This is a genomic window from Bradyrhizobium sp. AUGA SZCCT0431 (assembly GCF_018131065.1).
Classification (GTDB): Bacteria; Pseudomonadota; Alphaproteobacteria; order Rhizobiales; family Xanthobacteraceae; genus Bradyrhizobium.
This window is the reverse complement of sequence record NZ_JAFCLR010000017.1, coordinates 22159-48077: the sequence shown is the minus strand read 5'-3', so window position 1 is coordinate 48077 and position 25919 is coordinate 22159. Positions and strand designations below refer to the sequence as shown.

Annotated in this window: 21 protein-coding genes; 8 read left to right on the top strand and 13 right to left on the bottom strand. The window is 63.8% G+C overall.

Annotated features, from left to right (window positions below):
- Positions 1-38: 38 nt before the first annotated feature.
- A complete protein-coding gene (locus JQ567_RS18335; RefSeq protein WP_212440129.1) occupies positions 39-1232 on the bottom strand; it encodes a serine hydrolase in 1194 nt (397 codons plus the stop codon).
- A gap of 450 nt (positions 1233-1682) precedes the next feature.
- Here JQ567_RS18335 and JQ567_RS18330 point away from each other — a divergent pair, with 450 nt between their 5' ends.
- Together JQ567_RS18330 and JQ567_RS18325 are read left to right on the top strand one after the other, a co-directional pair.
- On the top strand, positions 1683-1997 hold the full coding sequence (locus tag JQ567_RS18330; RefSeq protein WP_192736295.1) for a hypothetical protein: 315 nt from the start codon (positions 1683-1685) through the stop codon (positions 1995-1997).
- A 215-nt stretch (positions 1998-2212) separates the two neighbouring features.
- Positions 2213-3706, top strand: coding sequence for an NAD-dependent succinate-semialdehyde dehydrogenase (locus JQ567_RS18325; RefSeq protein WP_212440128.1), 1494 nt, complete (start codon positions 2213-2215; stop codon positions 3704-3706).
- Positions 3707-3871: 165 nt separating this feature from the next.
- On the opposite strand, the gene JQ567_RS18320 is transcribed toward JQ567_RS18325, so the two are convergent.
- The 5 genes from JQ567_RS18320 to JQ567_RS18300 form a co-directional block, all read right to left on the bottom strand.
- Positions 3872-4906: an alpha/beta fold hydrolase gene (locus JQ567_RS18320; protein WP_212440127.1), complete on the bottom strand. Its 1035-nt coding sequence runs from the start codon at positions 4904-4906 to the stop codon at positions 3872-3874.
- Positions 4907-4948: 42 nt separating this feature from the next.
- Positions 4949-7150: an SLC26A/SulP transporter family protein gene (locus JQ567_RS18315; protein WP_212440126.1), complete on the bottom strand. Its 2202-nt coding sequence runs from the start codon at positions 7148-7150 to the stop codon at positions 4949-4951.
- A gap of 89 nt (positions 7151-7239) precedes the next feature.
- Positions 7240-8046 carry a crotonase/enoyl-CoA hydratase family protein gene (locus JQ567_RS18310; protein WP_212440125.1) on the bottom strand — a complete coding sequence of 269 codons (807 nt, stop codon included), beginning with the start codon at positions 8044-8046 and terminating at the stop codon, positions 7240-7242.
- A gap of 190 nt (positions 8047-8236) precedes the next feature.
- Complete coding sequence (locus JQ567_RS18305) at positions 8237-9151, bottom strand: phosphoribosylaminoimidazolesuccinocarboxamide synthase (protein ID WP_212440124.1); 915 nt, start codon at positions 9149-9151, stop codon at positions 8237-8239.
- A gap of 70 nt (positions 9152-9221) precedes the next feature.
- Positions 9222-10139, bottom strand: coding sequence for a pirin family protein (locus JQ567_RS18300; RefSeq protein WP_212440123.1), 918 nt, complete (start codon positions 10137-10139; stop codon positions 9222-9224).
- A 74-nt stretch (positions 10140-10213) separates the two neighbouring features.
- Here JQ567_RS18300 and JQ567_RS38230 point away from each other — a divergent pair, with 74 nt between their 5' ends.
- The 5 genes from JQ567_RS38230 to JQ567_RS18280 all read left to right on the top strand — a co-directional run bounded on the left by JQ567_RS38230 (position 10214) and on the right by JQ567_RS18280 (position 13898).
- Positions 10214-10537: a hypothetical protein gene (locus JQ567_RS38230; protein ID WP_249165551.1), complete on the top strand. Its 324-nt coding sequence runs from the start codon at positions 10214-10216 to the stop codon at positions 10535-10537.
- Positions 10455-10787: a GNAT family N-acetyltransferase gene (locus JQ567_RS38225; RefSeq protein WP_249165539.1), complete on the top strand. Its 333-nt coding sequence runs from the start codon at positions 10455-10457 to the stop codon at positions 10785-10787. Before JQ567_RS38230 ends, JQ567_RS38225 begins: the two co-directional genes overlap by 83 nt.
- Before the next feature lie 61 nt (positions 10788-10848).
- Entirely contained in the window at positions 10849-11907 is a 1059-nt protein-coding gene (locus JQ567_RS18290) for a helix-turn-helix domain-containing protein (protein WP_212440122.1), read from the top strand.
- Between the two features lie 236 nt (positions 11908-12143).
- A complete protein-coding gene (locus JQ567_RS18285) occupies positions 12144-12296 on the top strand; it encodes a hypothetical protein (protein WP_212440121.1) in 153 nt (50 codons plus the stop codon).
- A 168-nt stretch (positions 12297-12464) separates the two neighbouring features.
- A complete protein-coding gene (locus JQ567_RS18280; RefSeq protein WP_212440120.1) occupies positions 12465-13898 on the top strand; it encodes a serine hydrolase in 1434 nt (477 codons plus the stop codon).
- Between the two features lie 177 nt (positions 13899-14075).
- Here the strand turns inward: JQ567_RS18280 and JQ567_RS18275 are convergent, their stop codons facing one another.
- Positions 14076-15446, bottom strand: coding sequence for an MmgE/PrpD family protein (locus JQ567_RS18275; RefSeq protein ID WP_212440119.1), 1371 nt, complete (start codon positions 15444-15446; stop codon positions 14076-14078).
- A 132-nt stretch (positions 15447-15578) separates the two neighbouring features.
- On the opposite strand from JQ567_RS18275, the gene JQ567_RS18270 reads away from it, so the two are divergent.
- Positions 15579-16709 carry an FUSC family protein gene (locus JQ567_RS18270; protein ID WP_212440118.1) on the top strand — a complete coding sequence of 377 codons (1131 nt, stop codon included), beginning with the start codon at positions 15579-15581 and terminating at the stop codon, positions 16707-16709.
- A 50-nt stretch (positions 16710-16759) separates the two neighbouring features.
- On the opposite strand, the gene JQ567_RS38220 is transcribed toward JQ567_RS18270, so the two are convergent.
- The 6 genes from JQ567_RS38220 to JQ567_RS18240 all read right to left on the bottom strand — a co-directional run bounded on the left by JQ567_RS38220 (position 16760) and on the right by JQ567_RS18240 (position 25918).
- Positions 16760-17110, bottom strand: a complete 351-nt coding sequence (locus JQ567_RS38220; protein WP_249165538.1) for a hypothetical protein — start codon at positions 17108-17110, stop codon at positions 16760-16762.
- Positions 17111-17591: 481 nt separating this feature from the next.
- Positions 17592-18065 (bottom strand): DUF2867 domain-containing protein, encoded by a 474-nt coding sequence (locus JQ567_RS18260; RefSeq protein ID WP_212440117.1) that lies wholly within the window; start codon positions 18063-18065, stop codon positions 17592-17594.
- Positions 18062-19465: an MATE family efflux transporter gene (locus tag JQ567_RS18255; protein ID WP_212440116.1), complete on the bottom strand. Its 1404-nt coding sequence runs from the start codon at positions 19463-19465 to the stop codon at positions 18062-18064. Before JQ567_RS18255 ends, JQ567_RS18260 begins: the two co-directional genes overlap by 4 nt.
- Positions 19466-19615: 150 nt before the next feature.
- Positions 19616-20914, bottom strand: a complete 1299-nt coding sequence (murA, locus tag JQ567_RS18250) for a UDP-N-acetylglucosamine 1-carboxyvinyltransferase (protein WP_212440115.1) — start codon at positions 20912-20914, stop codon at positions 19616-19618.
- 14 nt (positions 20915-20928) lie between these two features.
- Complete coding sequence (gyrB, locus tag JQ567_RS18245; RefSeq protein WP_212440114.1) at positions 20929-23364, bottom strand: DNA topoisomerase (ATP-hydrolyzing) subunit B; 2436 nt, start codon at positions 23362-23364, stop codon at positions 20929-20931.
- 418 nt (positions 23365-23782) lie between these two features.
- Positions 23783-25918 (bottom strand): hypothetical protein, encoded by a 2136-nt coding sequence (locus JQ567_RS18240; RefSeq protein WP_212440113.1) that lies wholly within the window; start codon positions 25916-25918, stop codon positions 23783-23785.
- Position 25919: the final 1 nt, after the last annotated feature.

Sequence of the window (25919 nt, the reverse complement as noted above, 5' to 3'; positions counted from 1 at the left end):
TTTGTGGGTGGGTCGGACCGCGTCCCGACAGTTCGCGTTCAAGCCGCCCTCTGGCCGCTGCCTGCATCAAGCCCGGCATAGATGCCGCGCTCGAAGCCCGCAAACGCTTCCAGGCACTTTGCGTCCACGAACGGCAACAGCTGCATCAGGATCACGCCGGCGACGTTACGCGCCGGATCGATCCAGAAATAGGTGTTGGCGAGGCCGGCCCAGGCGAGGCTGCCCGCGCTGCGGCCCTCCGCCGTCTTGGCGGTGTTGATCAGGAAGCTCAGCCCCCACTTCTTCACCATGTCCGGATAGAGATCGACATCGTTGGTGTACATCGGCGCCATGGTGGGCATCTTGCCTACGGTGAGATCGCCGATGTGGTTCTGGCCCATCAACGCGACGGTCTCCGGCTTCAGGAGTTGGTTGCCGTTACCCTTGCCCTTGTTGAGGATCATCTGGGTGAACTTGATGTAGTCAGCCGCCGTGCTGTAGAGGCCGCCGCCGCCCATATGAAATTCCGGATTCTGTTCGAGCTCGAACGGGATCGGCGCCAGCGCGCCGTCCTCGCCGCGCGCGTGCATGCCGACCAGGCGCTGGCGCTGCGAATCCGTGATCTTGAAGCTGGTGTCGTTCATGCCGAGCGGCGTGAACATATGGTCGCGCAGGTAAGCGTCGAGACGCTTGCCGCTCGCGGCTTCCACCGCCTTGCCGACGAAATCGATGTTGATGCCATATTCCCAGCGCGTGCCGGGATCGGACATGATCGGCCCCTTCAGCGCGGCGTTCAGGCAGCTGAAGATGGCCGGGGTTCCGGTCTTCTCCATGTACTTCCCCATGTCGCCGTTCCAGACGTCGTAGCAGTAGCCGGCGGTGTGGGTCATGAGATGGCGCAGCGTGATCGGCTTTTTCGCCGGTCGCAGCTTCGGCTCGCCCTTGGCGTCGAAACCTTCCAGCACCTGCGGGGAGGCGAGATCAGGCAGCAGCTTACCGATCGGCTCATCCAGTGAGAGCTTGCCCTGCTCGACGAGCTGCATGCCGGCGGCGCACGTGATCGCCTTGGTCATCGAGGCGATCCAGAACACGCTGTCGGTGGTCATCGGATCGTCCTTGGAGAGGTCGCGTTTGCCGAACGCGCCCTGGTAGATCACCTCGCTGCCGGTCGCCGCGACAGCGACCACACCGGGAATCTCCTTGGCCTCGGATTTCTGACGCAGAACCTGATCGATCTGAGCTTTGCTTTGCATGGGTCACCTCCCGTTTGTTGTTATGGAGTGCTTCGATCTTCCCCCCGGCGTCGCGATCCCGCAAGCGCTCGCGGCGCCTTGCCGCTGATGTCGCGATCTCGTGATGGGCTGATGTGAGGAGATTGTCATTCCGGGATGGTCCGAAGGACCAGACCTCAGGGGCGCAATTGCGCCCTGGGGAATCTCGAGATTCCGGGTTCGATGCTACGCATCGCCCCGGAATGACGGAGAGACGCGGACGACACAAAACTGCAACACTTCGCCACAATTTGCAGTGGATCGATTGCAATGGCGGTGACCGTTTCGGGCATAAACGATAAGTTGATTCCATAATGATTCCCGGTGCTGATTCTTTGCAGTAAGACATTCAGATTCCAGCGGAAACGCTGCCCCCGAAGTGAATGATTTGATGAAAATGGTTGTAGTTTTTCCCATTGCGAGGATGCCGCGATGATCTCGACCTGGAGTGAATGGAAACGATACCCCCGCCCCGGCCGCGCTGAGAACATCGAAGCCCCGATCAGCCCCGGCATCTATGAGGTCCGTATTGCCGGTACCGGCGCGCTGCACTCGTTCGAGGCGGTCGACAATGTCGCCGTCGCTCTGGCGCAATTGCAGGTCGGTTCCAAATCCTGGTTCTCGCGCCGCGCCGCCAAGTTGCCCGATCTGGAATACCGCACCTGTGCGACGTCCTCACGGGCAGACGCCAAGGCCGCCGCGGAGCGCATGATCGGCCGCCGCGAAACCTATATGGGCGCGGTCTGAATTTGAGACCGTCATTCCGGGATGGTCCGAAGGACCAGACCTCAGGGGCGCAATTGCGCCTCGGGGAATCTCGAGATTCCGGGTTCGCATCTTCGATGCGCCCCGGAATGACGATCAGCAGCCCTGCCTTTGCGGCCGATGCATTGCCGGCTGAATAGGCCTATACTCGGATCAATACCCCAAAAAATCCCAAGAAAACTCTGAGGAGTTACGCCATGAACCCGCCCGTCGCCGCACGCGCTTCGCAATCCGCCCCCTCCCTGCGCGACCGCCTGAAGGATCCCTCGCTGCTGCGTGAGCAGTGCTACATCGACGGCGCCTGGACCGGGACGGCGTCAAAGCCGGTGACCAATCCGGTCAACGGCATCGAGCTGGCAAAAATACCGGTCATGAGCACCGCGGAGACGACGCAGGCTGTCGAAGCCGCCGAGCGTGCGTTCCCGGCCTGGGCCAAGCTGACCGCCAAGGCGCGCTCCAACATCCTGCGCAAATGGTTCGACCTGATCATCGCCAACCGCGAAGACATCGCGCTGATCCTGACGTCGGAGCAGGGCAAGCCGCTGACGGAAGCGCTCGGCGAAGTCGATATCGGCGGCGCCTATGTCGAATTTTTCGCCGAGGAAGCCCGCCGCGTCTATGGCGAAACCATTCCGACCCAGCGCGCCGATGCGCGGCTGCTCGCGATCAAGCAGCCGATCGGCGTCTGCGGCGCGATCACGCCGTGGAATTTCCCCTGCTCGATGATCACCCGCAAAGTCTCGCCGGCGCTGGCCGCGGGTTGCACGGTGGTGCTCAAGCCCGCCAATGAAACGCCGCTGACGGCGCTGGCGCTGGTGGCGCTCGCCGAAAAAGCCGGCGTGCCGAAGGGCGTGTTCAACATCCTGACCGGCAATTCCTCGGCGATCGGCAAGGTGCTGTGCGAGCACCCCGCCGTGCGCTTCGTCGGCTTCACCGGATCGACCGAAGTCGGCAAGATCCTGTATCAGCAGGCCGCCGTCGGCGTGAAGAAGCTCGGCCTCGAACTCGGCGGCAACGCGCCGTTCGTGGTGTTCGACGACGCCGATATCGATGCCGCCGTCGAAGGCGCCATTGTTTCCAAATATCGCAACATGGGCCAGACCTGCGTCTGCGCCAACCGCATCTACGCCCAGGACAAGATCTACGACCAGTTCGTCGAAAAGCTCTCGGCCAAGGTCGCGGCGATGAAGATCGGCGACGGCACCGAAGCCGGCGTGGTGCAGGGCCCGCTGATCAACATGGAGGCGGTCGACAAGGTCGAGAAGCACATCGCGGACGCGGTCAAGGGCGGTGCGAAAATCGTCACCGGCGGCAAACGTCATGCGCTCGGCGGCAGCTTTTTCGAGCCGACGGTGCTCGCCAACGTCAAGCCGGACGCGCTGGTCGCGCACGAAGAGACCTTCGGGCCGCTGGCGCCGGTGTTCCGCTTCAAGGACGAGGCCGACGTGATTGCATTGTGCAACGCCTCGCCGTTCGGTCTGGCGTCCTACTTCTATTCGCGCGATCTCGGCCGGGTCTGGCGGGTCGCCGAAGCGCTGGAGTCCGGCATGGTCGGCGTCAACACCGGACTGATCACCACCGAAGTCGCCCCCTTCGGCGGCGTCAAGGAGTCTGGCCTCGGCCGCGAAGGCTCGCATCACGGCATGGAAGAATATGTCGAGATCAAATACGTGATGATGGCGGGGATTTGATCGCGTCGCCCCGGCGAATGCCGGGGCCCATAACCCCGGTCGCCTGTTGCAGGAGCGGGACGGTTCAGCAAGGCCGCTTGCACATCCCGTGACCATTAACGGCACGGCGTATGGGTCCCGGCTCGAAGGCCGGGACGACAGCGGATGGTGTTCGCGCTGTGACGGTCAAAGCCCTTCCATGAACTGCTTCAGCCGCGGCGCCCATTTATGGGCGTCGAGGCCGGAGGCGGAATGGCCGAGTTCGCTGTCGAGCAGGAAATAATTGGCATCGACACCGGCGGCCTTCAGCCCCTGCATCACGCCGGGCGCGATATCAGGCGGAAACAATTTGTCGGTCCGCGACAGCACAAACAGAACCTTCGATTTGATCTGGCCGAATTGCCCCGTCACGTCGAAGCCGCGCAGCGCTTTTGCAAGTATGATCAGCGAATTGGCATCGAATCCCTCTGCCCACCGCGCCGCCTCGTCGCGGATCGCGGCCTCGATCTCCGCAGGATCGGACATCGTCGCTTTCAGGCGGGTCTCGATGCCGTAGGTCTTCAGCGTCGCCATGCGGATCTCGGTCATGGTTTCCACGACGCCGCCGCGCTCGTAATAATCGCCGCCGTTCCAGTTCGGGTCCTTCGAGAGCGCTCCGAGCAGGCGCGCGACATTGCCCTCGGATCGTTCGCGCGGCACCAGCGGCGAGGTGACGACGGCGGCGATCCCCTTCATCGCGTCGGGATAGTTGACGGCCCATTGCAACGCCTGGAATCCGCCATAGGACGGGCCGACGATCGCAACCAGTTTGTCGATGCCGAGATGATCGAGCAGCAGCCGCTGCGTGCCGACGATGTCGCTGACATTGATGTCGGGGAATCGCGGCCCGTAGGGCTTGCCGGTTGCGGGGTCGATACTCCCAGCATTGGTCGATCCGTAGGAGGAGCCCAGCATGTTCGGGCAGATCGCAAAATAGCGGTTGGTGTCGACGGCCTTGCCGGGGCCGACGATCTCACTCCAGCTGCCTTCGCCCGTCGTGCCACCGGGATCGATGATCTGCGGGCCGCTGGTGTTGCCATGTGTGACCAGCACGGCATTGCTGCGATCGGGCGCCAGCGTGCCGAGCGTCGCATAGGCGATGGTCACCTCTGGCATCACGGTGCCGCTTTGCAGGCGATAATCGCGGGTGGAAAATGTCTTCGCGCCAGCCTGTGCGGTCATATGCTCTAACCCCGAGGAGGAAAGGCTGCAGAATGCAACGTTCTATCGCCGTAACACTGCAATGGTGCGATTGGCAAAAGTAAGTCGTTCGGCCATAACAGATACGAAATAGGTCAGCAGCTTCTGGCTGAGCGAGGGATCGTCGATCTTGAGCGCTTCAAACTGATGCGCGCTCAGGACGTACAGTGTGCTCGCGACCTCGGCTTGAATCGTCGCGCTGCGTTGCGCCTGCGACACCAAGCCCATTTCGCCGATCGTCGTGTAGCGGCCGAGGCTTCGTACCCGCGTGGTGCGGCCTTCGTCAGCCGGCACCATGATGCCAACGCGGCCGTCCAGGATGAAATGCATGGAATCGGCGGCGTCGCCGGCGCTGACAATGATCTCTCCGGCGTCGATCTCGACACGCTCGCAGCGATGCATCAGCGCCATGGCGTCGCGCGGGGTTCCGAGAATCTGCGTGAACCAGTCACGAAGATTGGCCTCCTCCTGCTCGTGCCCTTGATGCTTCGCGATGATCTCGTTCTCGCATTGCTCCAGCGCATGATCGAGCTCCGGCACGATACGAACCCGGCCGGAGATGAAACCGCTGGACCGCAGCGCCTTCTCGGCGAGTTTTGGCAAATGAACCAGCACCAGTTCGATGTGACGTTCGTCGGCGCTGCGCTTGATCTGGGCAAAACTGTAGGCTGCCGATGAATCGAATCCGGTGACCAGCTTGAAGTCGAACACCAGATAGCGGCATTCCGGACGCTGCGCGAGCAGCGCCTTGACGTGCTGGTAAAGCCGGTTGGCGGAACCGAAGAACAGATAGCTTTGCAGATTAAGGCCCTGGATTTGTCCGCCATGGGCCGTCAGAACCGTCTGGTCGTCGCGCGAACGATCCAGCGAACTGCGATATTCGGAGCCGTCAAAGCTGAATTTGATTGGATCGATCCGTGCGGCCGTGAACGCGAATGTCGCGCAGCCGATCACGACGCCGATCAGCACCCCGGCGATAAAGCCCCACTGCAGGATGATGACGATGATCGCCAGCAGGGAGACATATTCGGTCTTGGTCAGGCGCCGCCGCGATTCGATGATCCATTTGTGCAGCTGATCGGCGCCCAGATAGATCAGCAGACCCCCGAGCACGAATTTCGGCATATAGCCGAGCAGCATCGGAGCAACCGTCAGCATCAGCACCGAGATCGCGGCCACCGTCAGGCCGGCGAGCCGGCCGGTCCCGCCGCTGCTGAAGTTGAGGATGGTGCGGCTGACCGAGATACAGCCGGTATAGCCGCCGAACGCGCCCGACAGGATGTTGGCAAGGCCGGTGACGTTCAATTCCCGCTCGAGATTGGCTTCGCGGTGCGCCGCAACCTCGATACCCGCGGTGTTGAACAGCGTGCTCGACGCCGTGACGAAAATGACGGCGACCAGATTGCCGAGCAGATCCGGCACGGCATGCCAGGGATAGCGGGCCATATCTGCCGTGTTCCACGGCAGCATGATGCTGACGCTGGGGGGTGGTTGAAACGTCCATCCCGAGGCCTGCGCTTCTGCCGAGGTGAAGCCCGCCAGCCAGAAAGCGATATGCCCAACAACCACGCCCCCGACCAGCATGGCCGGCAGGCCAAACGAGGTGCGGGTGCGATGCCAGGTCAGATACAAGGCCAGCGCCATGGCGCAGGCCGCCGCCAACTCGGACAGGGTCAGGATGTTGGCGAACTGATCGAGCGTCGTCAGTTGAAGGCGATGGCCGGTGATGACGCGGATCGCCCCCAGGATGATCAAGCACGCGGTGGCGCCGAGGAACCCGCCCACGACGGGATAGGGGACATAACGGATCGCGCGGCCCATCCGCGTCACCCCGAAGCCGCACAGCACGATGCCGGTGACAATGGCCGAAAGCCCAAGCGTCATCAGCGCCGGGGCCAGCAGAGATGCGGAGGGATCGCTGGCGACAACGTGCTCGACCAGCGACGCCGCCAATATTCCGGTCATCGCCGCCGTGGAACTCTCGGGAGCCGCAATCGCGAACGGGAATGAGCTTCCCCAGGCGATGACAGCGGCGAGAATGGCCGAGGAGATGAAGGTCGCGGCAAGTCCGTAGGACAGATATGGCGCCAGTGGGCCTGTAAAAATCAGAAGCGAATACGACAGGCCAAATGTAATCGTGAGGACACTGGCGGCGCTGCCGCCGAGAATGTCATTGAAGGCCTTCCGAATTAACTCCGGCTCGCCTTTGAGAGATCGACTGACCACGCCCCACTTGCCCCCGGCACCCCTGCCAGTGGTAGAGACCGCAGACAGAGATCACAACGTTATTCTTCAGGGGACGTGTGACGGCGCCGTCAGTCGTTCCCGGCGTCTCCGCCGAACGCGCCATGCCGGCCGGCGCCGGACGCAAATCGTGCAGCGCCTGAGAGTGTCTCGCCCGAGGCGATCACCTTCAGCCCGCCGCGCATTTCGTTGGCGATGGCGTCTTCCTCCGCGAGGTCCCATTGCCGCAGGGCCGACAGCCGGTCGGCGCGCATGCAGGTCTGCGGGAAGGCCGCGATTTCCCTGGCCAGCGCAATGGCCTGTGCAACGGCTTCGCCTCTTCGCACCAGGCGATTGGCTAGGCCCATGCGCAACGCCTCCGGCCCGCCGACCGGGCGTCCGGTCAGGATCAGGTCGATGGCCTGGGAATGGCCGATCAGCCGCGGCAGGCGGATGGTGCCGAGATCGATCAGCGGTACGCCGAACCTGCGGCAGAAGATGCCGAAGGTGGCGTCCTCGGCAACGACCCGCATGTCCGCCCAGAGCGCCAGTTCCATGCCGCCGGCGACTGCAAAGCCCTCGACCGCGGCGATCACGGGTTTTGACAGCCGCAACCGGCTCGGCCCCATCGGCGCAATCGAGTCATGGCCGCCGATCTCGCGCTTCTTGTTGGGATCGCCCGCCGCCACCACCTTGAGGTCGGCGCCGGCACAGAAATAACCGCCGGTGCCGGTGAACACCGCAACGGATGCTGCTTCATCGGCGTCGAACGCCAGAAACGCATCGTAGAGTTTGCGCGCGGTCGCGCCGTCGACGGCGTTGCGGCAATGCGAACGGTTGATGGAAACGATGGTCACGGGGCCATCGCGTTCGACCAAGACTGAATTTTCTTCGGACATGCTTGCCTCCCAATTGTCGATTTTGGGAGGAGCCTAACGTGAGGCGGTGAGCAACGCCATCACCACTGTCGTCCCGGACAAGCGAGCAAAGCGAGCGCGATCTCAGATGCGCAATTGCGCATCTGAGCGTTCGCCGGGACGACACCGTTTGAGAGGTGCGGTGCTGTGGCAATCTCACCGTGCGGCGGCCTCAAATCTTCAGCTCAGTCCCCGTCACACGCCGATACGCTTCCAGATAGCGCTTGCTGGTGGCGTCGACCACGCTCGCCGGGAGCGGGGGAGGCGGGGCGTCGCCGTTCCAGCGGCCGGCGCGGCGCTCGGCGTCGAGGTAATCGCGCAGCGGCTGCTTGTCGAAGCTCGGTTGCGGCTGGCCCGGCTTGTAGACGTCGACCGCCCAGAACCGCGAACTGTCTGGAGTCATCACCTCGTCGATCAGGATGATGCGGCCGTCGCCGTCGCGGCCGAATTCGAACTTGGTGTCGGCGATGATGATGCCCTGCTTGCGGCTGACCTTCTCGCCGAAATCATAGACGGTGCGGGCCATGCCCTCCAGCGTCTGCGCAACGTCGGCGCCCAAAATCTCGCGGACGCGCGCGACCGTGATGTTCTCGTCGTGGCCAGTCTCGGCCTTGGTTGCCGGGCTGAAGATCGAAGGCTCCAGCTTCTCGCTTTCGACCAGACCCGCCGCGAGCTTCTCGCCGGCCAGCGTGCCCGATGCCGCATATTCCTTCCAGGCAGATCCCGAGATGTAGCCGCGGATCACGCACTCAACCGGGAAGACGGTGGTGCGCCGGCAGAGCATCGCGCGTCCTGCGATGTCGGCGCGGTGCGCCTTCAGCGCCGGCACCTGCGCGATGATCTCGTCGGCATCCGCGCTGATCATGTGATGCGGCACGACATCTGTGAGCTGCCTGAACCACCAGGCGCTGATCTGGGTCAGCACCGCGCCCTTCATCGGGATGGTTTCGGCCATCACGACGTCGAACGCGCTGATGCGGTCGGTGGTCAGCAGCAGCACGCGGTCGTCGCCGACGGCATAGATATCGCGGACCTTGCCGCGCCCGATCCGTGGCAGGGGCAAATCGCTGGCGAGCATCGCGTTCATGGTGTCATGCTTTCAAAAGCGTCCGCGCGGGCAAGGCGCGGGCGGTGGAGTTTGTTAGCCGAGGGATAGCTCACTCCGGCAGCGGAATGAACTCGTGTTCCTGGGGAACATGGGCAAAACGGCCGGTTTTCCAGTCCTGTTTGGCCTGTTCGATCCGCTCCTTGCTGGAAGAAACGAAATTCCACCAGATATGGCGCGGCCCCTCCAGCGCGTCGCCGCCGAGGAACATCATTCGCGTCGGCTTGAGCGCTTTCACCGTGATGCGGTCGCCGGGCCGGAAGATCAGGAGGCGCGGCGCCTCGTAGCGCTCGTTGGCGATCTCGACTTCGCCGTCGACGAGATAGATCGCGCGCTCCTCGTGGTCAGGGTCAAGCGGCACGCTGGTGCCGGCAGTGGCCGTCACCTCGGTATAGAACCAGGGCGATACCATTGTGACCGGCGATTTCACGCCAAAGCCGCTGCCGGCGATGATGCGCGCGGTGAAGCCGCCGTCCTTGACTGTCGGCAGGCTGTCGGCGGCGTAGTGCTGGAACGATGGCGCGATTTCCTCCGAGCCTGCCGGCAGTGCGATCCAGCTTTGCAGGCCCAGCATCTTCTGGCCGTCGCGGCGCTGCACGTCGGGTGTGCGTTCGGAATGGGCGATGCCGCGGCCGGCGGTCATCAGGTTCATCGCGCCGGGCTGGATCTCCTGGATGTTGCCCTCGCTGTCGCGGTGCATGATGCTGCCGTCAAACAGATAGGTGACGGTGGCAAGCCCGATATGCGGATGCGGGCGCACGTCCATGCCGTTGCCGGCGATGAACTGCATCGGCCCGAAATGATCGAAGAAGATGAAGGGACCGACCATCTGCCGCTTGCCATGCGGCAGCGCGCGCCGCACCACGAATCCATCGCCGAGATCACGGGTGCGCGGCACGATGATGAGTTCAAGCGCGTCGCAGGTTTTGGGATCGCCGAGCACGGGATCGTTGGAGGGTTGCCAGCTCATGGGAAGCTCCTTTGGATTTGTGGCGATCATAGCAACAATGGCAGGGTTGCGTCTAAACACGTATTGAGGAACCGATGATCCCTCCGCTCAAGCCGGGTGCGAAACTGTTGCAGGCCGACGGCCCGGTGATCGAGACCGCGCGGCTGATCCTGCGGCCATGGCGCAGCAGCGATATCGCCGCGAATACGGCGATGCTGTCCGATCCCGGTACCGCACGCTACATCGCCCCCCGACGGCAAGCCGGTCACGTCAGAGATCAACGGGTGGCGCAACGCCGCAGTTATTTCCGGGCACTGGGCGTTGCATGGCTTTGGCATGTTCGCGGTCGAGGAGAGGTCGAGCGGCCAATATATCGGGCGCGTGGGGCCGTGGTCGCCGCCGGGTTGGCCGGGCCTTGAGGTCGGTTGGGGCATCGCCAGGGAGTGCCGTGGCAAGGGTTACGCGGTGGAAGCGGCGCGGGCTTCGATCGACTGGGCGTTCGCGACCTTCGAGATCGAGGAGATTGTTCATTGCATCGCGCCGGATAACGCGCCGTCACGGGCCGTCGCGCGAAAGTTGGAGGCCCGTCACGATCGTGAAGGTGATTTGTTCGGGAAGCCTGTCGACATATGGGTGACATCGCGTAAATCCTGGGCGGGGCAAAATTGAATCGTTCATTGATCTGCACTAAAATCGCCCGGCGCGGCTGACCGCGCTTCTGGGCAAATCGATGCTGCTTTCCACAATCGACGTCGCCTTGCGCGGCGCCATCGTGGCGCTGCTGCTGGTGCTCGCGGCATCGCTGTTTCGCGGGTTCGGCACCGTGCTCGCGGGGCGGCTGGCCGCGGCGTTTGCCCTGGGATCGGCCGCGCACGCCGTGAGCTATTCGATCGGCTGGACGTCGCCGGTCTCCCTTCCGTATGCGCCGTTGATTGCGCTGTCGACCGGCAATGTCGTGGTGTTCTGGCTGTTCACCCGTGCGCTGTTCGACGAGGCGTTCAGATTGCGCTGGTGGCATGCGCTGATATGGGCCGCGGTCACCGCGTTCAGCTTCGTTAATTGCATGTGGATCGCACCGGCATCCAGCGCGCGGGTTGCCATCGTCGCGGTCAATCTGGTGGCGCTCGGCTTCATTGCATTGGCGGTGGTGCAGACGATCGCCTCATGGCCGGCGGATCTGGTCGAGCGTCGGCGCGGCGTTCGCGGCTTCATCGTCAGCGCATCCGCGCTGTATGGCGGCATGAACGCCGTGCTGCAAATATTTTTGCCTGGTAGCGAGGTCGTCAATACGGTTAATTCAGCCGTTCTGGCCGGCGTGGTGGCGGCGATCTGTTACGCAATGCTGCGCGTGGATGGTGCCGATCTGTTTCCCGTGGCATCTCAAGTCGCGCCGGTAACGATTGCGCCGGCTCAGACGGCCGCGGCGGAGGATGCGCACGACCAAAAACTGGTTGATGCGCTGATGCGCTTGATGGCCGATGAGCGCATCTACCGCCACGACAACATCACGATCGGCACGCTCGCGACCAAGCTCGGGATTCCCGAATATAAATTGCGCCGGCTGATCAACCAGCGGCTCGGCTACCGCAATTTCAATGTGTTCCTCAACAACCACCGGATCGAGGAGGCCAAGGCGGCGCTGTCAGACCCGACGCAGGCCGAAGTCCCCGTCATTACCATTGCGATGGATGCGGGCTTCCAGTCGCTCGGCCCGTTCAACCGGGCCTTCAAGGCCATCACCGGCGTGACCCCGACCGAATATCGCCGGCAGAACGCTTCCGCGACTTGATCGGTGCGCGCTTCCCCTCTCCCCTTGTGGGAGCCGAGACGGGCGAGGCTCGCTCCCAGGGGGAACGGGCGTGCGGATAGCGTATGCGTGACGGATGGATTGTCGACTGGATGGGGCGATCTATAACCACCACACAGGCCACTGATCGCTGTGTGCTCAAAGTCACGCAAGGCTTGCAAGGTAAAAGCTATGGTGAGCCATTATCACCCCGCGCCGAGTCTTAAGGACACAGTCCCATGACAAACGTCACCTTTACCGAGAAGTCTGATCAGGTTCAGTTGACCGACGAAGATCTGGAAATCGTCGCAGGCGGTACCAAGTCCAAGCCCGTCAAGCAGCAGGAATTCCTGGTGGTAAAAATGACCGAAGTGTTCATCACCGGCGTCTGATGAGTCGCCTCGCAGGCTTCGATCTATGATGCTGTAATTACGACATAATTTCGGAATCGGCGAGGCTCTTGCCGGTTTCGGCCAGCTCGATTTCAAATCCGGCGAGCGGCCCGCGGCCACGTCACCAACATGGCCGGCACGCGCTCATGCGTCATGCCGGAGGCCAATGTGACCCGACGAAACCTGCTGCTCATCCTCGCGACCACCACCGCGCTCGGCGCGCTGGCGCTCTCCGCAGCGCGGGCACGCGACGTTCCCAAAATTGCCACCGGCTTTGTCGCCAACATCCTGTGCTCGGAGACCTTCGTGTCCGGCCAGCAGCCGGACCGGATTTTTCGCGAAACCACTGCCGCGATGCCCGGCACCAGCCTGATCACCTGGGCGATGGACTATCGCGTCGATCGGGCGCGGAAGGAAACCACGGTGACGTTGCTCGGCTTCGGCCGTAGCCACGCGGTCTACCGCGAAGGTTTAGGCTGCTATCTCGATCACGGCGGTACGGTCGCCGAAATCGCGGTGCCATCAATCGATGTCAAATCATCACAGGCGCTGTTGCCCGATATCGCGGGACCTTCGGTCGTTACGTCAGCAAATCCCCAACTGGCCGCCGCGCTCGATCGCGCCTTTGCCGAACCCGAACAGCCGCCGCTCCGCGCGACCAAGGCGGTGGTGGTGCTCAAGGACGGCCGCGTCGTCGCCGAGCGCTATGCCGAAGGTTACGGCATCGAGACCCCGATCCTCGGCTTCTCCGCGACCAAGTCGGTGATGTCGGCGCTGACCGGCATTCTCGTGCGCAAGGGCGCGCTGACGCTCGATCAGCCCGCGCCGATCGCGGCGTGGCAACGCGCCGGCGATCCCAGGCGGGCGATTACGGTCGATCATCTGCTGCGTCACACGGCAGGGCTGGAGCTCGGCAGTTCGCTGCAGGCTTCGCTCGGCTCGGCGTTCGAGCCGGTCAACCGGATGAAGTTCATGGTGTCAGATATGGCCGGATATGCCGAGAGTATCGAACTCGAGACGCCGCCGGGCAGCCAATGGAATTACAATGACGGCAACACCGTCATCCTCTCGCACCTGATCCGCGAAGCGGCGGGCGGCAAAGCGGCGGACATGCTGCGGTTCGCGCGCGCTGAATTGTTCGCACCGCTCGGCATGCGCAACGTGACCATCGAGTTCGATGCCGCAGGCAATGCGGAGGGATCAAGCCAGATGCTGGCGACCGCGCGCGACTGGGCGCGCTTCGGCCAGCTCTACCTCAATGACGGCGTAGCCGGCGGCAAGCGCATCCTGCCCGAGGGATGGGTGAAATATTCGGCCTCGCCGACGCCGAATGCCTGGGTCGGAATGGGGGCCGGCTTCTGGACCAATCTCGGCGACAGCTTTGGCGCCAACTATCGCAGCCAGCACGGCTGGCCGCGTGATGCCTTCTTCGCCAAGGGCACGATGGGACAATATGTGATCATCATCCCCAGTGAAAAGCTCGTCATCGTGCGGCTCGGCCGGTCGCCCAATTGGCCGCCGGAGGCGGATGGCGTGTTCAGGCTCGTGACGGACGTCGTCGCGGCGACCGGCGACAAGGCGAAACTGGCGCGCGGTAATTGAAGACGATGCCGAGTATCTTCCTTCTCCCCTTGTGGGAGAAGGTGGCGCGAAGCGCCGGATGAGGGGTCTCTATCCTCAACGCAAGCTGCGCCGTGAGGAGAGAACCCCTCACCCGTCTTCGCTTCGCGAAGCCACCCTCTCCCACAAGGGGAGAGGGGGCACCGGTGCAAGTCCGGTTTACTGCCTTCCCAACTGCGTGGCCTTCGCGACGCGATCGAATCGCTCCAGCGAGAGGATCGCATCGGCAAGCTGGTCCGCGCGGCCGTTGAGCACCGGGCGGGCGAGGGTGAGGAATTTCTGCTGCATCGCCTGCGCGTCCGGAAATGAATCCGGCTCGCCGGAGGGATCGGCATAGAGCCGCTCATGTACGGCATCGTCGGTGGTGATGGAGACACGCGCGCCAAAGGGATGGGTGCGGCCGATCTCGAGGCGATCGTCCTGCACCACGTCGAACTTGTCGGCGAGCGCGTTCACGGCGGCGTCGCCGAGCCGCTCGTAATCGTCCCAGCCGAAGCGGCCCTGGTCGAGCGCCAGCGCGCCGGTGAAGAACATCGAGAATTGCCCGCCGACGATCGAGGTCGGATGGCGCTTGGTGGCGGCATCGCCGGTCAGCGTGATGCCGTTGCGGTGCAGGCCGATCTCGACGCGCTTGATCTGGTCCGGCGTCAGATTGTGCTCCCGGCGCATCGCGATCAGCGCATCGAGGGCCGCGTGGGTGTAGCGGCAGCTCGGATAGGGCTTCACGCCGATCCGAAGCGTCTCATAGGTCTTGCCGAGACCGGCGGTCGCTTTGTCCGGATGTGCGTTGTCGCTGTAGCCGACGAGCAGCCCGTGCTTGCCTTCGACCGACTCGCTCGAGCCAACGAAGTCGCTTCGCGCTAGCGTTGCCGCGATCACGCCGTTCATCGCGGCGGCGCCGACCTGATAGCGCTTGTTCCAGGCGCCATTGACCAGGAATTGCAGCGAGCCTGCGGCCTGGCTGCCGGAGACGCCAAAGGCCGAGATGATCTGGTCCTTCGACAGGCCGAACAGCTTTCCGGCGGCGGCGGCTGCGCCATAGGTTCCCGCGGTCGCGGTCGGATGAAAGCCGCGCGCATAATGCGAGGTGGGGTCGAGCGCGTTGCCGAGCCGGCAGCACACTTCATAGCCGGCCACGATCGCGGTGAGCACGTCGCGGCCCGACGCGCCGACCATCTCGCCGACCGCGAACGCCGCCGGCACCACGGGCGCGCTCGGATGCAGCGAGGAGTCGGCGTGGGTGTCGTCGAAGTCAAGGGAATGGCCAAGCGCGCCGTTGAGCAAAGCGGCGACCGCGGGCGTCCAGGTTTTGCTGTCGCCGAACACGGTGGATTCGCCCTTGCCGTCCAGCGCCAGCGCTTCCAGCATCTTGAGCAGTGAGGGGGTGGATTCCGCGTCGCGCCGGGCCCGGATCGTGCTGCCGAGGAAGTCGAGCGTCAGCACCTTGGCGCGCGCCAATACCTCCGGCGGAATGTCCTCGAATTTCAGGTTGGCGACGTAGGAGGCGAGCGTTGCGGTTTCGTTGGCCATCATGTTTCCTCGTTTTGGCCCGCAGGGTAGGCGGGCTGAATCCACCTTTCAAGCCGTCTCCAGGTCGCGGGCACCAGCTATGCTAAAGCTCAATTACAGGCAGGATCGCCTGCAGATTGCGGAATGAGGCGCATGGCTGGCTTCCTGAAGCGCGTGGCCGGCCGTGTGCGGTCGCACAGGACGCAACTGGCGCTGGCGATCCGGGTGACGGTGGCGGCGGTTGTGGCCTACACCATCGCGAGCGCCTTGCATCTGACGCTGCCGCTATGGGCTGTTCTGACCTCCCTGATCGTGACCCAGATGAGCGTCGGCCGGTCGCTGAAGGCGACCACGGACTATATGCTGGGGACGATCGGCGGCGCGGTATATGGCGGGGCCATTGCGGTGCTGATTCCGCATTCGAGCGAAGCGGCCCTGCTGGTGTTGCTGGTGCTGACAGTGGCGCCGCTGGCCTATCTCGGATCGATCAACCCCAGTTTGACCGCGGCCACGGTGACAGGTGTGATCGTATTGCTGATTCCGGAGATGCACCACACCAGTCCGCTCGATTCCGTGATCGATCGCCTGATCGAGGTCACCGTCGGCGCTTCCACCGGGCTAGCCGCTTCCTTTCTCGTGCTGCCGTCGCGGGCGCATCGTCAGATCCGCGCCAATGCGGCGCGCCTGATCGAGCTGATCGCGGGCGCATTCTCGCAATTGCTGGTTGGCCTGACGCATGGCCTCGATAGCGAAGCCTCGCACCGGATTCAGGACGGCATCGGTGCTGCGGTGACGGCCTTGCACGCGATGGGGCAGGAAGCCGAACGCGAACGCGCGGCGCGCCTGTCCTCGGGGCCGGACACCGGCCCGCTGCTGCGCACCATCCTGCGGCTGCGTCATGACGTCGTGATGATCGGAAGGGAATGTCTGGTCGCATTGCCCGCGGATTTGCAGGCGCGACTGGATACGCCCCTGTCCGGCGTACGCGAAGCGATCGCCGACCATCTGCGTGCATCGGCAGCCGCATTGCGCAGCGCCGCCAGCCCGCCGGTAATCGACCCCGTGCAATTCGCGCTGCAGGGCTACGCGGAGGAAGTAGCCTCGGTCCGCCGCGATGGCCTGATCCGCGGCCTGCCGGGCGATGCCGCCGAGCGCTTCTTCGCGCTCGGATTTTCGCTGGAACAGATGCGCCAAAACATCGGCGATCTCGATCGCTGCGTCGCGGAGTGGTCCGCAAAGCCGCCGGCTAAAGCGTTTTCCAGCGAAAGCCTGCCCCGGACCTGATCCGGGGTGGACCCCCGGTTCGCGTTAAGAAAACGCGTCAAAATAAGAATCTAATCGAGATAAACGCCCAGAAAGTTGAGCATGCTGGCATCGCGCTTCGCGATGCCGTCGGTCAGCGCCTTCAATGCGGCTTCGAAGCTGGGGGCCGCCTGTTCCAGTTCGAAGGCGCCGTCATGGTCCCACTGGAAGCACCAGCCGAAGCGCTCGCCTTGCCCGAGATTGATCACCAGGCAGCGGCTGTGATGGGCGGGTTCGGCGACCGGCAGCAGGTCGCGCGCGGCCACGCCGTACGTCTCGCGGAAGTAAGCGTCGACATTTTCCGGATCGTCCTCGGTGCGCGCGATGAAGTTGAACAGATTGTTGCGCTGGGTCGCCAGGTCCGTTGGGCGGTAGAAGCGCAATTCGCGCCGCCAGCATCAGATCGTCGAGGCCTCTTTGCCAGTCGGGCTTGGGCTCTGGATCCGGCAGCAGATTGCGCAGCATGTAATCCGTGTGCGTGGTTTCGACATAGCCGGCGGCGATGAGCTCGGCGGCTTGCCGGCGGAACGTCGCGACGGCGGTCTTCGGTTTGGAATATTCCTTGCGCAGAAAATCGCCCTCTTTCCGCGCCTCCGGCGCCTCGTGCATATACTTGCCAATAACTGTCGGCTCGTCGCCCGGGATGAACAGCAGTCCGCGGTCATCATCGCCCGGCGGACGGTGGAAAAACTTTGCCAGCTTCATGGAGGTCTCCGAACGCGGGGCTGCAGGCGAAGCTGCCGCTAACGCTAAAGGTCGCGCGATCGCGGCCGTCAGCCACGGTCTCCCCGTTTCAGTCGCATGCCTGGAGCAACAGGTTCACGCCGGTCAGTGGGTCGATGAAGGCCTGCCTATGTGCCCGATTCAGGCCGCAACCTGACGCAGCAGGCTGCGGACGATCAGCCGGTGAAACGGCATGATGACGGCCAGATAGGTGCGCCCCAGCCAGTTGTGCGTCAGCACCAGCGTGGTTGCGGTGACCTCCCGGGCGGCGCCTGACGTCGCGACGTCCACGACGATGCGGAAATCCAGGTGCTTGTCATTGAAGCCGGCGACCAGCCGTTCGGGCTGCTCGCTCACGATCGGGAATATCCCGACCATCTCTCGAGGCGCGGTTGAACCTGCGCCTGACGTCTTGAGGCCAAACGGCGTCACCAGAATGTTGCGCAGGGTCAGCAGCGCTTCGGCCCATCGCGGCTGCCGCGCCATCATGCGCTCGGCCGCCTGCCGCGCATTGAGGCCGCGGTCTTCGACTTCAACGCGGTAGGCGTCGGCAAACTGCGCGCCGGGCAGCAGCGTGTTCGGGTCAATCGAGGGTGTGACTTCGTGAACGGTCATTGCAGCGCCAATCTGTTCGACAGCAGGCGGAAGCGCAAGATCAGCAGAATAGCAAACACGACGGTGCCGACAGACAATCCGACCCAGACGCCACCGGCGCCAAGCGATGTCCGAAATCCGAGCGCCCAGGCGCAGGTAAAGCCGACCAGCCAGTAGCTGAAGGTCGCGAACAACAGCGGTATGCGCGTGTCGTTCATCCCGCGCAGCGCGCCGTTGGCGACGGTCTGAATACCGTCGGTGATGAAAAAGGTGGTTCCGACCAGCAGCAGCGTTGCCGTCAGCGTCGCCGTGGCGTCGACGGCTTCGCCGAGGAACAGTTCGGCAATCGTGAACCGTCCCAGGATCACGGCAAGCGTCATCGTCGCCATGAACAGCGTCCCGAGCAGGATCGCGACATAGCCCGCGCGCCTGACGGCGTCGCGGTCGCGGCGCCCGACCGCATGTCCGACCCGGACCGTCGCCGCCATGCTGATCCCGAACGGCACCATGTAGAGGATGGCCGCGATCTGCAGGGCGATCTGGTGCGCGGCGAGCGCGGTGGTGCTTATCAGGCCCATCAGCAGGCCGGCCGCACCGAACAATCCGTATTCGAGCATAAACGCCATCGAGATCGGCGCGCCGATGACGACGAGCTTGCCCATCAACGGCCAGTCGATCCGCCAGATGCGGCCGAGCACGTGATATTTGCGGAACGGCCGGCGGCGCGCGGTGAACCACAGCCCGGCGAGGAACGTTCCGAGATTGACGATGCTGGTCGCAAGGCCCGCGCCGAACAGCCCGAGTTCAGGCAGGCCCCATTTCCCGTAGAGCAGCGGATAGACCAGCAGCGCATTGGTCGGGATCGCGGCCAGCGTGATCCACAGCACCGGCTCGGGCCGGTTCACTGCGCTCATGAAGCCGCGTATCGCGATAAACCACAGCGCCGGCAGGATGCCCCAGGCGAGGCCGAACAGATATTGTTGCGCAAGCTTTGCGGCAGCCGGCGCCTGGCCGAGCGCGATCAGGATCGCCTCGCCGCGGAACGGCAGGATCATCAGCGGCGCCGAGATCAACACCGCCGCCCACAGGCCGACGCGCAGCGCGCGCCGCACCATGCGCGGGTCGCACGCGCCGAAAGCCTGCGCCGCCAGCGGCGCCACGGCAGACACTAGGCCAAGACCGAACGTGAAGATCACGAAGAAGACCGTATGCGCGAGGGCTGCCGCAGCGACCGCTTCGCCGCCGAGCCGGCCGATAAACGCCAGATCGGTCGTCATCATCGCGATCTGCCCGAGCTGCGTCAGAGCCAGCGGTACCGCGAGCTTCAGCGTTTCGGCGAACTCCTCAGCGACATGGCCGCGCGCCCGCACCGCCGGGGCAGGCGCGACGGCGTGTGCGTCGATTTTGTCGAGCGAGGTCATGGATTAGGACTAACACGGCGACGGGCCGAAAAAGTGACGGTGGCTTGCGGTAGATTTTGGTTTTGACGCGTTTTCTACGCGGATAAGTCTATGCCATCGGCGTAAACTTGATTGCTATGCGAACCGGCGTCCACTTCGCTTGAAAACGCTCTATCCGCCGTCTCGCGCCGGCACCCGCGTAATCCTGGCGCCGAGTGCGTTGAGCCGTTCCTCGATCCGCTCATAGCCGCGTTCGATCTGGTCGGCATTGTTGATGGTCGAGGTGCCTTCCGCGGCCACCGCCGCCAGCAGCATCGCCATGCCGGCGCGGATATCGGGCGACGTCATCAACGCCCCGCGCAGCCGGCTCGGGCCCGCCACGATGGCCCGGTGCGGGTCGCACAGCACGATGCGGGCACCCATCGAGATCAGCTTGTCGACGAAGAACATCCGCGATTCGAACATCTTTTCGAACATCAGGATGACGCCGTCGCATTGCGTTGCGGTGACGATGGCGATCGACATCAGGTCGGCGGGAAAGGCCGGCCATGGCTGGTCTTCGAGCTTCGGCACATGGCCGCCGAAATCGTCCTGGATCTTCATGGTCTGGCCGGACGGCACCACGAGATCGTCGCCTTCGACGCCGCAGACGATGCCGAGCCGCTCAAAGCCCATCCGGACCGAACGCAGATGCTCGACGCCGGCGCGCGCGATGCGCAGCGGCGAGCGCGTCACGGCGGCAAGCCCGATCAGCGAGCCGACCTCGATATGGTCGGGCTGGATCGCGTAGCTGGTCCCGCCCAGCGTCGCCGGCCCGTGGATGATGATGGTGTTGGTGCCGATGCCCTCGATCTTGGCGCCGAGCGCGACCAGGAAGTTGGCGAGGTCCTGCACATGCGGCTCGGAGGCGGCGTTGCGCAGGTGCGTGGTGCCGTGGGCGGCGACCGCGGCGACCAGGGCGTTTTCGGTGGCGGTGACGCTGGGCTCGTCGAGGAAGACATCGGCGCCCTTCAGCCGTGAGGCGCGGAACTCCAGCCGGTGCGTCGCCGTGACGGTGGCGCCAAGCTGTTCGAAGGCCAGAAAATGCGTATCGAGGCGGCGGCGGCCGATCACGTCGCCGCCGGGCGGCGGCAGCGCGACCTCGCCGCAACGGGCGAGCAGCGGGCCCGCCAGCAGGATCGAGGCGCGGATCCGCGCGCAAAGCTCGGGATCGAGATCGGCGGCGCGAATTTCCTTGGCGTGGATTTTCAGCGTGTTGCGCTGCTCCCACTCGGCCGCGGCGCCGACCGAGCGGATCAGTTCGACCAGCGTCTCGGTATCGCGAATCCGGGGAACGTTCTCCAGCGTGACCGGATGGTCGGTCAGCAGCGCCGCCGCGATGATCGGCAGCGCCGCGTTCTTGTTGCCCGACGGCTCAATCGTGCCCGCAAGCCGGTGGCCGCCTTCAACGATGTACTGGATGGGCGCCACTGGAACTCCGTGCATCACACGTCGACATTGGCGCTGAGCGAGTTATCCTGGATGAATTCGCGGCGCGGCTCGACCACGTCGCCCATCAGCTTGGTGAAGATGTCGTCGGCCTCGTCGACCTCCTTGATCTTCACCTGCAGCAGCGAGCGCTCGTTGGTATCGAGGGTGGTTTCCCAGAGCTGCTCCGGATTCATCTCGCCGAGACCTTTGTAGCGCTGCAGCGCCACGCCCTTGCGGCCGGCGTCGGTCACCGCTTCGAACAGGCTGACCGGCCCGTGAATCGCGATCTCGGCATCCTTGCGGCGCAACAGGCCCGGCTTCGGATAGGCCTCCTGCAGCTTCGCCGCGTAATCGTCGAGCTTGCGGGCGTCGGCGGAGCCGAGCAGCGCGTCGTCGATAATGGCGGCATCCTTGACGCCGCGGACGGTGCGTTCGAACAGGAACCCTTCACCCTCCGTGAAGCGTCCGCTCCAGCCGCGCTCGACTTCGTCGGTCAGGGCATCGAGCCGCTTGGCGATGTAATCGGCGGCGGCATTGGCGGTGTCGATGTCGCTTGTGATCTTCGGGCTCAAAACGCCGGCGATCGCGGCCTGTTCGACCACCATGCGGTTATAGCGGCTGTGCAGATTGTGCAGGATGCCGCGGATGATGCGGGCGTCCTCCACCAGTTGCAGCAGGTCACGGCTGGCACGCTCCGAGCCGACGGCCGGCTTGAACACGCAATCGTCGAGGCCGGCTGCGATCAGGTAGTCCTCCAGCGCGCGTTCGTCCTTCAGGTACTGCTCGGACTTGCCGCGCGTAACCTTGTAGAGCGGCGGCTGCGCGATGAAGAGATGGCCGCGGTCGATCAATTCGCGCATCTGGCGATAGAAGAAAGTCAAAAGCAGCGTGCGGATATGCGAGCCGTCGACGTCGGCGTCCGTCATCAGGATGATCTTGTGGTAGCGCAGCTTGTCGGCGCTGAAATCATCGCTGATGCCGGTGCCGAGCGCTGCGATCAGTATGCCGATCTGTTCGCTGGACAGCATCTTGTCCATGCGCACGCGCTCGACATTGAGAATCTTTCCCCGCAGCGGCAAGACCGCCTGGAATTCGCGGTTGCGGCCCATCTTGGCGCTGCCGCCTGCGGAGTCACCCTCGACGATGAACAGTTCCGACTTGGCGGGGTCTTTTTCCTGGCAGTCGGAGAGCTTGCCGGGCAGCGAGGAGCCGCCGAGCGGACTCTTCCGGGTCAGTTCGCGCGCCTTGCGGGCGGCTTCGCGCGCGGCGGCGGCCTGGATCACCTTGCCGACGATGACCTTGGCCTCGGCCGGATGTTCCTCGAACCACGCCGCCAGCGCTTCGTTGAGCACGTTCTCGACCACCGGGCGCACTTCCGAGGAGACCAGCTTGTCCTTGGTCTGCGACGAGAATTTCGGGTCCGGCACCTTGACCGAGAGCACCGCGGTGAGGCCTTCGCGGCAATCGTCGCCGGTCAGCGCGATCTTTTCCTTTTTCGCGTTGGCCTCGGCATAGCCGTTGACCTGGCGCGTCAGCGCGCCGCGGAAGCCGGCCAGATGGGTGCCGCCGTCACGCTGCGGGATGTTGTTGGTGAAGCACAGCACGTTCTCGTGGTAGCTGTCGTTCCACCACAGCGCGGCCTCGACGCCGATGTCGTTCAATTCCGCGCGCACCATGATCGCGGCGGGGACGATCGCCTTCTTGTTGCGGTCGAGATATTTGACGAATTCCTCGACGCCGCCGGCATATTGCATCACCTCGCGCTTCTCGACCGCGTGGCGCATGTCGGACAGCACGATATTGACGCCGGAATTCAGGAACGCGAGCTCGCGCAGGCGATGCTCCAGCGTCGCGAAATCATACTCGACATTGGTGAAGGTTTCGGACGACGCAAAGAACGTCACCTCGGTGCCGCGCTTGCCATTGGCTTCACCCACCACCTTGAGCGGGGCGACGGAATCGCCGTGGGCGAACTCGATGTAATGCTCCTTGCCGTCGCGCCAGACCCGAAGCTGCAGCTTGCTCGACAGCGCGTTGACCACGGAGACGCCGACGCCGTGCAGGCCGCCGGAGACTTTGTAGGAGTTCTGGTCGAATTTTCCGCCGGCGTGCAGTTGGGTCATGATGACCTCGGCCGCGGAAATGCCTTCGCCCTTGTGGATGTCGACCGGAATGCCGCGGCCGTCGTCGCGCACCGTCACCGAGCCGTCGGCATTGAGCACGACTTCGACCGCGCTGGCATGACCGGCAAGCGCCTCGTCGATCGCATTGTCGACGACCTCGTACACCATGTGATGCAGGCCGGATCCGTCATCGGTGTCGCCGATATACATGCCCGGCCGCTTGCGTACGGCGTCGAGCCCCTTCAACACCCGGATCGATTCCGCCCCATATTCAATCGGAATGGGATGCTCAGTGTCGGCAGGTGACTGCCGGGCAGGTTCTGTCATGTAAGGCCTTCGAGGTGTCCCGAATCAGCTGCGCAATATGAGGGGCTGATTGTTCTATTTGTGCCATGAAAGGGGCCATGCGCCTAGCGCAAAGTCTCCGTCCACAAGCTATTGAATAAATAGTGTTTTTTGGTGCTCTTTCAAGGCGCTCAAAGGGCGATTCGGCGGCCTCTGAAAAGGACGATTCGGGGGATGATTCCGAGCCTCGAAGTGCCTGTTTTTGAGACGTCGTCGCGGCAGAAAATGGCAGGCTGCAACGGATCTGCCGGAGAACGGCGCAACAGGCGGGTTCGTTGCCGGAGAACCGATTCCCCCCACCGGGAAGGGCTCGGCGACCTGATCTAGTCCGTCATCGGCCGCGTACTCGGGGGCAAGCGCCCGCGAGCACGCCGCGCCAGGCTTCTCGAAAACGGTCGCATCAATACATCTGCAGCGACAATGCCTCTCCGCTCGGCGGAATGATCAGAGCCCAGGCGTCGTCGGCCGTCACCTCGATGGTATCGTTTCGGGTGGCGTGGCCCGCGACCTTCACCGAATATCGGTACTTGCCCGGCGCCAGTTCCAGAACCGGGGGTCTCGGCGATTGCAGCCCGCCTGCGCCGGCGGCGACCTTGATCGTCTGCTTGTTGATGGTAACGGCAGCTTCGCTGCCGCCGAGATTGCCGAGCATGAGCCTGGCCTGGCCCGGCCTCGGCATCATGTCAGCTTTCGCGGCGACATCAGGATATTTCTGCACGAGGCTGACCGAGGTCTCGTCCTCGCTGCGGCCAAGCTTCAGCAACGCCGGGCCGTCGGGAGAGGTGTATGCCAGCTCCACACGGTCCGCCTTCACGACGGCGCGCTCCGCCAATTCCTTCCATTCGCGTTTGCCGAGTTCGCGACGGTAGAAGGCGAGCACGGCACTCAGTTCCGCTGGAATGCTGGCGTCAAGCTGCCTGCGGTACACAGCGTTGCTGCCCGGCAGCTTTCCACTCGCCGACGTGTTCATCGCACTATGCTGCTTTGGCACCGGAAACGGCGCGTCGGGGTCATTTTCGAGATCCTGCACCGCCGCTTTGGTGGCTGCACCGCCTGTGGCACGACCGCCTGCCGCGCCGGGCTTGGCGTTCGCCATCTCAAGGCCCGATCCATAGGCGGTGACGCTCACCTTCAGACCCATCCGCATGACGGTGAAGGAAATTGACTTGGCGCCCTTGGAAAATTCCATCATGGCCATCATGGGCGGGTGGATGACCGAATGCCCTTCCTTCCAGCCCTGCGACTTCATCGAGCTGCTATAGAACGCCGCGAGCAGCCTGACGCTGGAGCTCGACTCGAATGTAAGCCTGCCGATGTCGCCGTCGAACTCCATCTTCTCGGCGTTCTCCGGCAGCGGCACGGGCTTCGAATTGTCGGCCAGCGCCTGCAGCGGCGCATCCGACAGATTGGCGGCCTGGGCCACCTTGGCGGCCTGGGCCGCTTCGGCTTCCTTCTTGGCCTTGGCGGGCGCGGCGAGGACGCTTTCCTTCATGTGAGTCACGAAATTGACCACCGTCAGATCATATCGGCGGCTGAAATCCAGCGTGGCGGTTTGCTCGGCCGAGGAAAAGTTCAGCATGGCGTTATCCGCCGAGACGACAGCGCCACTGGTTTCGGTCCAGTTTCGCGCCGCGAGTTCGCGACGATAGAAGGCGAGCATTGCAGGAATTTCGGCAACCACCCCCACATCCAGCTCTCGCCGGACCGAATTGGAATCGCCCGAACTCCGCGCGGCCATGACTTTCTTCGGCATCGGCAGGTCGGCTACATCGTCACCGGCTTCGATCGTTTCCGGCATCGCAAATGGCGCGACCCGGATCTCCACGCCGGTCCGTCCGTCGTCACGGCGCTGCAGCGTCAGCATGACCGGCGGCTGCCGATGGAAGCCATTGTCGAAATCATGGCTGTAATAGACGCGCACGCCATTCTCGATCGTCTCGCTCAGCTGCGCGTTCGGCCAGCGCTCGGCCGCATCCGCAGCTTTGAGCGGCTTCCAACCGCTCGCTTCCATCTCCTTGCGGAAGAAAGCGAGCGTTGCGTCGAACGTAGTCGGGGCGATGCAGCCGAGATAGGGCCGCCATTCGTCAAATAGAATGTCGGTAGCATCCGGCGGGAACGGCACGTTCACATGAGCTGTGTTGGCGCTATAAATCACGCTGGATTGATTGGGCTGCTTGCCTGGCGGGACCGAGACAACCAGTCCTTGCCGTCCCTTCTTGAACTTCGACGAGAACTTGTCGTTTTCGAGCGGGCGCGCATATTGCACCCAGCCGTCTGCGGCCAGCAATTGCGTCGCCGCAGCGGCGGCCACCCCGAAGCCGGCCGGAACGTCGTAGGTCACTTGATAGGCTTTGGTAAGATAGGTCATGGTAAGGGCCGTCTGTTCCACGGCGCCTTCGAGCCGCGGCAGCGTGCGGACATCGAGCATGGCGGGGTCGGCGCTGGCAGCAAGCGGAGAAATCGCTATCACCGCGAGGGTGACAGCAAACAGATGTTTCCGTGCCGGGAGCAGCATCCCGCGCGTCGTTCCAAACATG

Bases quoted from the DNA above. Each gene is read 5' to 3' on its own strand.
- JQ567_RS18335 (WP_212440129.1), bottom strand. From the start codon at position 1,232: ATGCAAAGCAAAGCTCAGATCGATCAGGTTCTGCGTCAGAAATCCGAG.
- JQ567_RS18330 (WP_192736295.1), top strand. From the start codon at position 1,683: ATGATCTCGACCTGGAGTGAATGGAAACGATACCCCCGCCCCGGCCGC.
- JQ567_RS18325 (WP_212440128.1), top strand. From the start codon at position 2,213: ATGAACCCGCCCGTCGCCGCACGCGCTTCGCAATCCGCCCCCTCCCTG.
- JQ567_RS18320 (WP_212440127.1), bottom strand. From the start codon at position 4,906: ATGACCGCACAGGCTGGCGCGAAGACATTTTCCACCCGCGATTATCGC.
- JQ567_RS18310 (WP_212440125.1), bottom strand. From the start codon at position 8,046: ATGTCCGAAGAAAATTCAGTCTTGGTCGAACGCGATGGCCCCGTGACC.
- JQ567_RS18305 (WP_212440124.1), bottom strand. From the start codon at position 9,151: ATGAACGCGATGCTCGCCAGCGATTTGCCCCTGCCACGGATCGGGCGC.
- JQ567_RS18300 (WP_212440123.1), bottom strand. From the start codon at position 10,139: ATGAGCTGGCAACCCTCCAACGATCCCGTGCTCGGCGATCCCAAAACC.
- JQ567_RS38230 (WP_249165551.1), top strand. From the start codon at position 10,214: ATGATCCCTCCGCTCAAGCCGGGTGCGAAACTGTTGCAGGCCGACGGC.
- JQ567_RS38225 (WP_249165539.1), top strand. From the start codon at position 10,455: ATGTTCGCGGTCGAGGAGAGGTCGAGCGGCCAATATATCGGGCGCGTG.
- JQ567_RS18290 (WP_212440122.1), top strand. From the start codon at position 10,849: ATGCTGCTTTCCACAATCGACGTCGCCTTGCGCGGCGCCATCGTGGCG.
- JQ567_RS18285 (WP_212440121.1), top strand. From the start codon at position 12,144: ATGACAAACGTCACCTTTACCGAGAAGTCTGATCAGGTTCAGTTGACC.
- JQ567_RS18275 (WP_212440119.1), bottom strand. From the start codon at position 15,446: ATGGCCAACGAAACCGCAACGCTCGCCTCCTACGTCGCCAACCTGAAA.
- JQ567_RS18270 (WP_212440118.1), top strand. From the start codon at position 15,579: ATGGCTGGCTTCCTGAAGCGCGTGGCCGGCCGTGTGCGGTCGCACAGG.
- JQ567_RS18260 (WP_212440117.1), bottom strand. From the start codon at position 18,065: ATGACCGTTCACGAAGTCACACCCTCGATTGACCCGAACACGCTGCTG.
- JQ567_RS18255 (WP_212440116.1), bottom strand. From the start codon at position 19,465: ATGACCTCGCTCGACAAAATCGACGCACACGCCGTCGCGCCTGCCCCG.
- gyrB (WP_212440114.1), bottom strand. From the start codon at position 23,364: ATGACAGAACCTGCCCGGCAGTCACCTGCCGACACTGAGCATCCCATT.
- JQ567_RS18240 (WP_212440113.1), bottom strand. From the start codon at position 25,918: ATGTTTGGAACGACGCGCGGGATGCTGCTCCCGGCACGGAAACATCTG.